This window comes from Bradyrhizobium sp., assembly GCF_017881085.1.
Lineage (GTDB): Bacteria > Pseudomonadota > Alphaproteobacteria > Rhizobiales > Xanthobacteraceae > Bradyrhizobium.
Genome location: NZ_JADGRI010000320.1, coordinates 1 through 6013 on the forward strand (window position 1 = coordinate 1; position 6013 = coordinate 6013).

Below are 6013 nucleotides of genomic sequence, written 5' to 3' on the forward strand. Positions count from 1 at the left end.
CGACGCGCGTCGCCGCTGTCCTCAACCCCCGCGATGGCTTTGATTTTGTGAAGGCCCCAGTTGCTGCCGACGCAAGAATATGAGCACGAGGATGACAACGATACCGCCAGCTTCGCTCACGGAGCTGAGTGTCACACCTTCAATCCTCGCGAAAACAATTTTATCCACTGCGTGCAGCGAAACGGCCCTGATCAGGACGAAGGTAATCAGCAGGAATGAGACAGCTAAAGATGACGCTGCCGGGGCCGATGTGTTGCGCGCCCAGTAAAGACCTATAATCGCCGAAAGGACGAAACCCGCCAGCATCGCCAAGATCAAGTTTAACTGCGCGGGGCCACGTTCGGAGTACCAGCCGCTAGACATCGCAGCTAAGCGAAACATTTCAGTCAATCGACCAAGTCCATCCGATCCTACATTGATAGCGAGTAAGACAAAGAGAACCGCTTCGACGTGCCAAAGCAAACGCTCTCGAAACCCCGAGTATCCAGACGCTCGTCAAATAGTCTCCGCTAACCGCCAACTTCCGATCGATGCGAAAATATACAGCAGGAACGTCAGGAACCCGCCAAGCGTCAAATGAAAACCACTCATAGCCAACCCGTCGCACTGTGTGTTTGTTCATTCGCCAGCAGCCGCGATTGTGCCTGAACCATGAATGCTAGACGGAAGTTGTGGTGTGGTCGCGCCGTAATCCCAAGTTTGAGTGCCGGTGCTTCCCGAACCAGACGCCATGACCTGTCCACCAATAACCGAAAGGCTGGCGATATTGCCTGTCGCGCGGGCAACCACCTGTGGCGTATTGACGGTCTGGTGAGGGCAATGAAGTGAAATTGCAGCGCTCCGCTCGAAACCGTTACGGTGACTTCGCCCCCGAGAATCCCGAACCGGCGACTCCATCCCACAAACCGCAAGACCAAGACCGCCGGGATCAATCGTTATTCCGCCGATCGTCGCGTTGCTTTGGTCGAACATTGCCGCAACAACAACAATACGTCTCCAGCAGCCACCGTTGGGAAGGTGAAAGAAGTCGTCCACGTCGTACCCCCGGGGACCGCTGCCGGCAGAAAGATTGGTCTGGACGAAAGTCAGCACCGGAGGCCCAACAGTTCCGGCGACAGGTGGCTTGTAATTTAGCAGCCGGTACCTGCGGCGATTGCGCAGATGCCGTGCAAAAATGATCTAAGCCAGGGCAATTTAGAACGTGAGAAGTTTGCGCATAGCAAGCGGTGACGAGAACATCGCGGTCATGCAACGGATAGGTCCGTTCCGGCTGGCAGGCATAAGTGTAACCCACGTGTCCCGTACGAAATGTCACCTATGTCCGGGGCCGCTCAAACTGGTTCCAAGCCCCCGATACCAGCCAGACGTGTCTCAAGCGTCCCAGCCGTCACTGCGCCTGTAGTAAGAATTGATTAACCATTACGGCTTTAGATCGCCGGATAGGCACTGACCGGGGTTGAGCCCATGCGAAGATCCAGAATCGCCCGCGCTTTCCGCACCGTCCGCACCGCGATCGGCGTAATGTTTGGGTTGGCGGTTGTCTCGATCCTCGGGTTTTGATCGCCCCCTCTCCACGCCGCCGGCGTGATGGTGCCGTCGGTGCGATAGACCGGCGTCAAAAACAGCGTACTGGTCAGGATGGACGCATCGACTCGTTTCGGCCGCTTATCGCGGGTGCGCCAAGAGCCCGGAGTTGGGAGTTCGTATTTGGGAGCCGGCGGATGGGATTGTTTCGACGGTGCCGGCATGCCGCGGCGCGCCGTCGCCTCGGGCCATCGATCCTCTCCAGAAGCTCGAGCCAGATATCAAGCAGGGCGGCGCGGCGTCCAAGCGCTCTCACCGCTCTTTTTCCGCCATGGTGAAGCCTGGTCCCCATGGACGCCAGAATAACCCAGGATGGTTGACAACTGGTTGCGAGGCTTTTCCTGGCGCCGGAAAGGACTGCTGAGTCCGGTTGTTTCCGCGCCGTCACGTGCCGGCCGTCCGGCGCCATGGCTCGCCGCCGTGGCGTGGCCGGGGCCGCGCTGATCAGGGGGTCAACGGGCCTTAGTCAAGTTCGCTATGTCTGCCGGCTGCTCGTAAACGTTGATCGCCGCGCCATTCGCCATGATTATTTCCGTCGCGGGGGAGCCGTCCTGGACGCTGATGGTGGTCATCTGCACGATCTGATCCAGGTTGACCCAGACTTCGGCCTTTTGGCTGGTTGTGAGCTTCGAAATCATCGTGGAATTCTCCGTTGAGAGCCGGACAATACACCTTTCGCGCGCGGACGTGCCGGCGGTGCTATACTGCACAGATGCGATCAGCGATCTGGATCGGAATTTTTGTTGGCTCCACGGTCGGCGGACTTGTTCCGGAACTCTGGGGTGGCGACATGATCTCCTATTCGGGAGTGCTGCTCAGTGGTGTCGGCGCCTTTGCGGGATTGTGGCTGGGGTCGCGAACATCAAGATGACAAATGGAACGTAAGGCGAGAGCGAAATGACCGCCCCACCCGCTGCGCCCAAGGCTGAGGATTATTCCATTGTTCCGGGATCGCTGGGTCCTCGCCGCGATTTTCGCATCAGCGTGGGCTTGCGCGAGGGTTGGGACGCCGAGGGCCGCGTCTTCGACGTTTCGGAGGCCGTCCGCACTGCCCGTGCCTGGATGAAACGCCGGGTGGAAGCGGGTCAGCCCGCGTTGTCCGGCATGTTCACACGTGCGGAGGTCACCTATGCGTGGCCCCGCCCGGATGGCACGGTTGGCTCGGACCGCGAGCCGGTGGCGCTGTTCACCGGCGAAGCTGTTCACGCCTATCTCGGCCATCTGTCCGACGAGACGATCGAGGCGATGTTGAACGAGCTGTCGATTGAACTTGGCGTTGCGCTTGGGCAGGAACGGATTTATGTCGCATTTGGCGACCGGACCTGGATCTTGGATGCTGGAGAACGTTAGAAGCGGACTGCAGTCTGATGTTCCGGTTTGGCAATTCCCCGCATCGGGACTCCCGCATCTCCATCCGGATCGGCCCTGCTTCCGCCTCGCCGGGGTGTTCGAAAGCATTTCCGCCCAACGGGGATGAAATCCCAAACACAGGCATCGGGCAACGCTGTCGCGATCAGCACACGCCTCAACCGCGCCTCGGGATGCAGTCCGTATCAATCTCACGATGTCCCAGTTTGAATCTGAGCGTGTGCTGATTGGTTGCGTGTATCGTATTGAACTGACAACCGACCGTTAAACTGATCGGCTCGGTGCCATCACCGCCGAGTCGCAGGCATGAGTCCGGTGACGAGAGCGTTGTGCTCCCGCCTTGGACCGATCCTGGAAGGAAACATGACCCTTTATTCCGCCTTCATAGGCTGGCTGATCTTTAACGAGCTGTTCGTTCTGGCGATGTTCGGCGTCGGATCGGCAAACCGGTCTCCAGCATCGGGATCAACGCCGCCTCGAGCCGGGCGGTCGCAACGGCGAATCCCATGAGGCTCTTCTGAATCGAACGCTGGACTGGCCGCTATACGAAGTAGCCGGACGCTTACGCCTCTGGGGTAGGTGGAAAAGGGTGGCGCCCGGCTACCTAGCCGCGCGGCGGTGCGGCACTTTCAGTGAAACAGCAATGATTTAACTTTATGGAAAAACCGGTGATTGGCGACCAAACTTAATGTCCCGGTTGCGTTACGACAGTGGGACCGCGCGATGCTGGTGCGAATGCAACCAACCGCGCGCAACGAGGCCCCGGCGTTTTTCCGGGGCCTCCATCGGGAACAATTGCGGCTGCTTATCGGGGCGGTCCGTTCCCTTGAACCGCGCCCTGGAGCGGGTTTGCCCGCAGCCATGCACTGAATTGCCGCTCGGCAACATTGACTTGCGCGTCGGTGCTGGCCTCCCGCATCAAGCGGGAGAGACGCCAACCATCGAGATCGTAACCGCGCGTGACGGCTCGTTCGCGGACGGCGCGTGCAGCGACGCTCAGGCTGCGACAGCGCTGACTAAAGCTCGTTGCCGATTTCCCGTTGCTCCATGTCATCATTCGTTTATCCCCTGGTTGTCAGGGCAACGGGCTCGATGATCTATGGTTGCGCGATCCTGCGCAGCGCGGTTAATGCCCTGCTAACGCCGGAAAGCCTCTGGATTTGCCGATCCCGCGATCGACCGATGCGGAAGCTCAGGAAGAGACGATCCTAACGACGCGCTGTCGCGTCGCAGAAATAGGTCCGCGGAGCGGCGCGATAGGCCATGTATCGATAATACGGCCGGTAGGCGTAACCGAGATAAACCGCCGGCGGCTCTCCGCCATAATAAGCGTCGTGATAGAAATTGTAGACCGGGCCGAAGGCGCAGCGATAGGGAGCCCAGCCGACCCCCGCGATCTCCGCTGCGACGCCGACCTCGGCGGGAATGGCGGGCCAGCGCTCATGGGCACGGGCCGGTGCGGCAACGGCCGCAGCGGTCAGAGCGGCCGCGACCGTGAAAGCCAGTCCGTTTCTCATGTGCACGCTCCCTGAGGCTTCGCATTTGCGGATTGTCGGCCTGGATCGGCTTTCTGTCGAGCGCAAAGCGCCGGTGTGAACCGGTGTCACCGGCCGCAGGTATCGACGATGCCAGACGGGCCAGTCCCCCTGCACCGCCGCAGCCGGGGCCGGTCCGGATTGCCCCGAGGTGATGCAGCCTGTTGCATAAAATCATCATCAAGCTTTCAAAATTCAATTTCTCCCGGAATTCTTTTGACTGTGTAGCGAGCTGTACCGTTAGGTCATTGACGCTGGGCCTAAGGATCGATGCCATGTTGGATGCAGTTACTGCGCTCTTCGGCGTTATTAGTGTCGGAATATTCGTCGCTCACGCCGTCGACGGCTACTGGTCACGCTGACGGCCGCGTGCCGACCCGCGGCGCCCGTTAGCGTCGATTGGCGGCGCGCGCCGCGAACCTCGCCTTCGCCATTTTCTGCCGCCAGCTATCCGTCTTTGACGACGGACCACTCCCGATGACGGGCCCCGAACTGAAGCAGCTTCGCCAGGATCTCGGCGACGCCATCGGCAGAAGCCTGTCGACGGCCGATATGGCCAAACTGTGCGGCCTTGAAACCAGCAACGGCGCCGACACCATCCGCAGGTGGGAAGTTACCGGTCCCGGCGGCACCGCGGCCGAGCTGCTGCGCATCCTGGCCATGGCCAGCGACCGTCACGCGATCCTCGAAAACTTCAACATCTTCGATCGCTTCAACATCCACGAAAAAGACAGGCCGGCGCGCCGGGAAGCCTTTCGCGAGATGATGCGGGACGAGGTGCGCCGGCGTCTCGGCTGACCGTTTGCCTGTGCGGCCGGCGGGAAACGGCCTGGCGCAAGCATCCAGCCGGGCGCCTACCCCTTGTTGATAAACCCCTCGACCCCGGTCCGGCGGCGTGACAGAAGCCCGCGACGTGTTATCGACGGGACCCGACATCCCCCAGGGCTCAGGACGGACGGAACCACCATGCGGATTACCCTCGTCGGCTCCCGCCATTTCGGCGTGACCACACTGAACATGCTGCGCCAGCATGGGGTCGACATTGTCAGGGTCGTGGTGGCCGATGCCGAAGACCGCCTGGCGGCGGCAGCCAAGGCCGCCGGGATCGAGGTCGTGGTGCAGGCCAAGCCCAGGCTGGTCGCGGCCCGGGAAATCGCCGAAGGTACCGACCTGATCGTGACGGCGCACAGCCACGCCCGCATCAGCAAGGAGGCGCTGGCGGCCGCAAGGCTCGGGGGCATCGGCTATCACCCCTCGCTGCTACCCCGCCATCGCGGCATCGCGGCGGTGGAATGGACCATCCGTGAAGGCGATCCGATCACCGGCGGCACCATCTACCATCTCGCCGACCGCATGGACGCCGGCGCGATCGCCGCCCAGGAGTGGTGCTTCGTCAAGAAGGGTGAAACCGCGCGGGAATTATGGGAGCGCGCGCTGGCTCCGCTCGGCCAGAAGCTGCTCGGCGAAGTTATCGACTACGCCAAGGCCCATGACAGCCTGCCCGCGAAACCCCAGGACGAACAGTT

9 protein-coding genes are annotated in these 6013 nt (G+C 61.0%); 4 read left to right on the forward strand and 5 right to left on the reverse strand.

Annotated features, from left to right (window positions below; translation table 11 throughout):
* Positions 1-21: 21 nt before the first annotated feature.
* The 4 genes from QZ213_RS23240 to QZ213_RS23255 all read right to left on the reverse strand — a co-directional run bounded on the left by QZ213_RS23240 (position 22) and on the right by QZ213_RS23255 (position 2222).
* Positions 22-390 (reverse strand): hypothetical protein, encoded by a 369-nt coding sequence (locus QZ213_RS23240; RefSeq protein WP_291688427.1) that lies wholly within the window; start codon positions 388-390, stop codon positions 22-24.
* Between the two features lie 228 nt (positions 391-618).
* A complete protein-coding gene (locus QZ213_RS23245) occupies positions 619-1035 on the reverse strand; it encodes a hypothetical protein (RefSeq protein WP_291688428.1) in 417 nt (138 codons plus the stop codon).
* Positions 1036-1427: 392 nt separating this feature from the next.
* Complete coding sequence (locus QZ213_RS23250; protein ID WP_291688429.1) at positions 1428-1748, reverse strand: hypothetical protein; 321 nt, start codon at positions 1746-1748, stop codon at positions 1428-1430.
* Between the two features lie 288 nt (positions 1749-2036).
* Entirely contained in the window at positions 2037-2222 is a 186-nt protein-coding gene (locus tag QZ213_RS23255; protein ID WP_291688430.1) for a hypothetical protein, read from the reverse strand.
* 74 nt (positions 2223-2296) lie between these two features.
* On the opposite strand from QZ213_RS23255, the gene QZ213_RS23260 reads away from it, so the two are divergent.
* Complete coding sequence (locus QZ213_RS23260) at positions 2297-2455, forward strand: hypothetical protein (protein WP_291688431.1); 159 nt, start codon at positions 2297-2299, stop codon at positions 2453-2455.
* 26 nt (positions 2456-2481) lie between these two features.
* Positions 2482-2934, forward strand: a complete 453-nt coding sequence (locus tag QZ213_RS23265) for a hypothetical protein (protein WP_291688432.1) — start codon at positions 2482-2484, stop codon at positions 2932-2934.
* A gap of 1226 nt (positions 2935-4160) precedes the next feature.
* Here QZ213_RS23265 and QZ213_RS23270 read toward each other — a convergent pair.
* On the reverse strand, positions 4161-4469 hold the full coding sequence (locus QZ213_RS23270; protein ID WP_291688433.1) for a hypothetical protein: 309 nt from the start codon (positions 4467-4469) through the stop codon (positions 4161-4163).
* Between the two features lie 417 nt (positions 4470-4886).
* Between QZ213_RS23270 and QZ213_RS23275 the strand changes: the two genes are divergently transcribed.
* Positions 4887-5285: a hypothetical protein gene (locus QZ213_RS23275; protein WP_291688434.1), complete on the forward strand. Its 399-nt coding sequence runs from the start codon at positions 4887-4889 to the stop codon at positions 5283-5285.
* A 168-nt stretch (positions 5286-5453) separates the two neighbouring features.
* Positions 5454-6013 (forward strand): formyltransferase family protein (locus tag QZ213_RS23280; protein WP_291688435.1); only part of this gene is annotated, 560 nt, incomplete at its 3' end.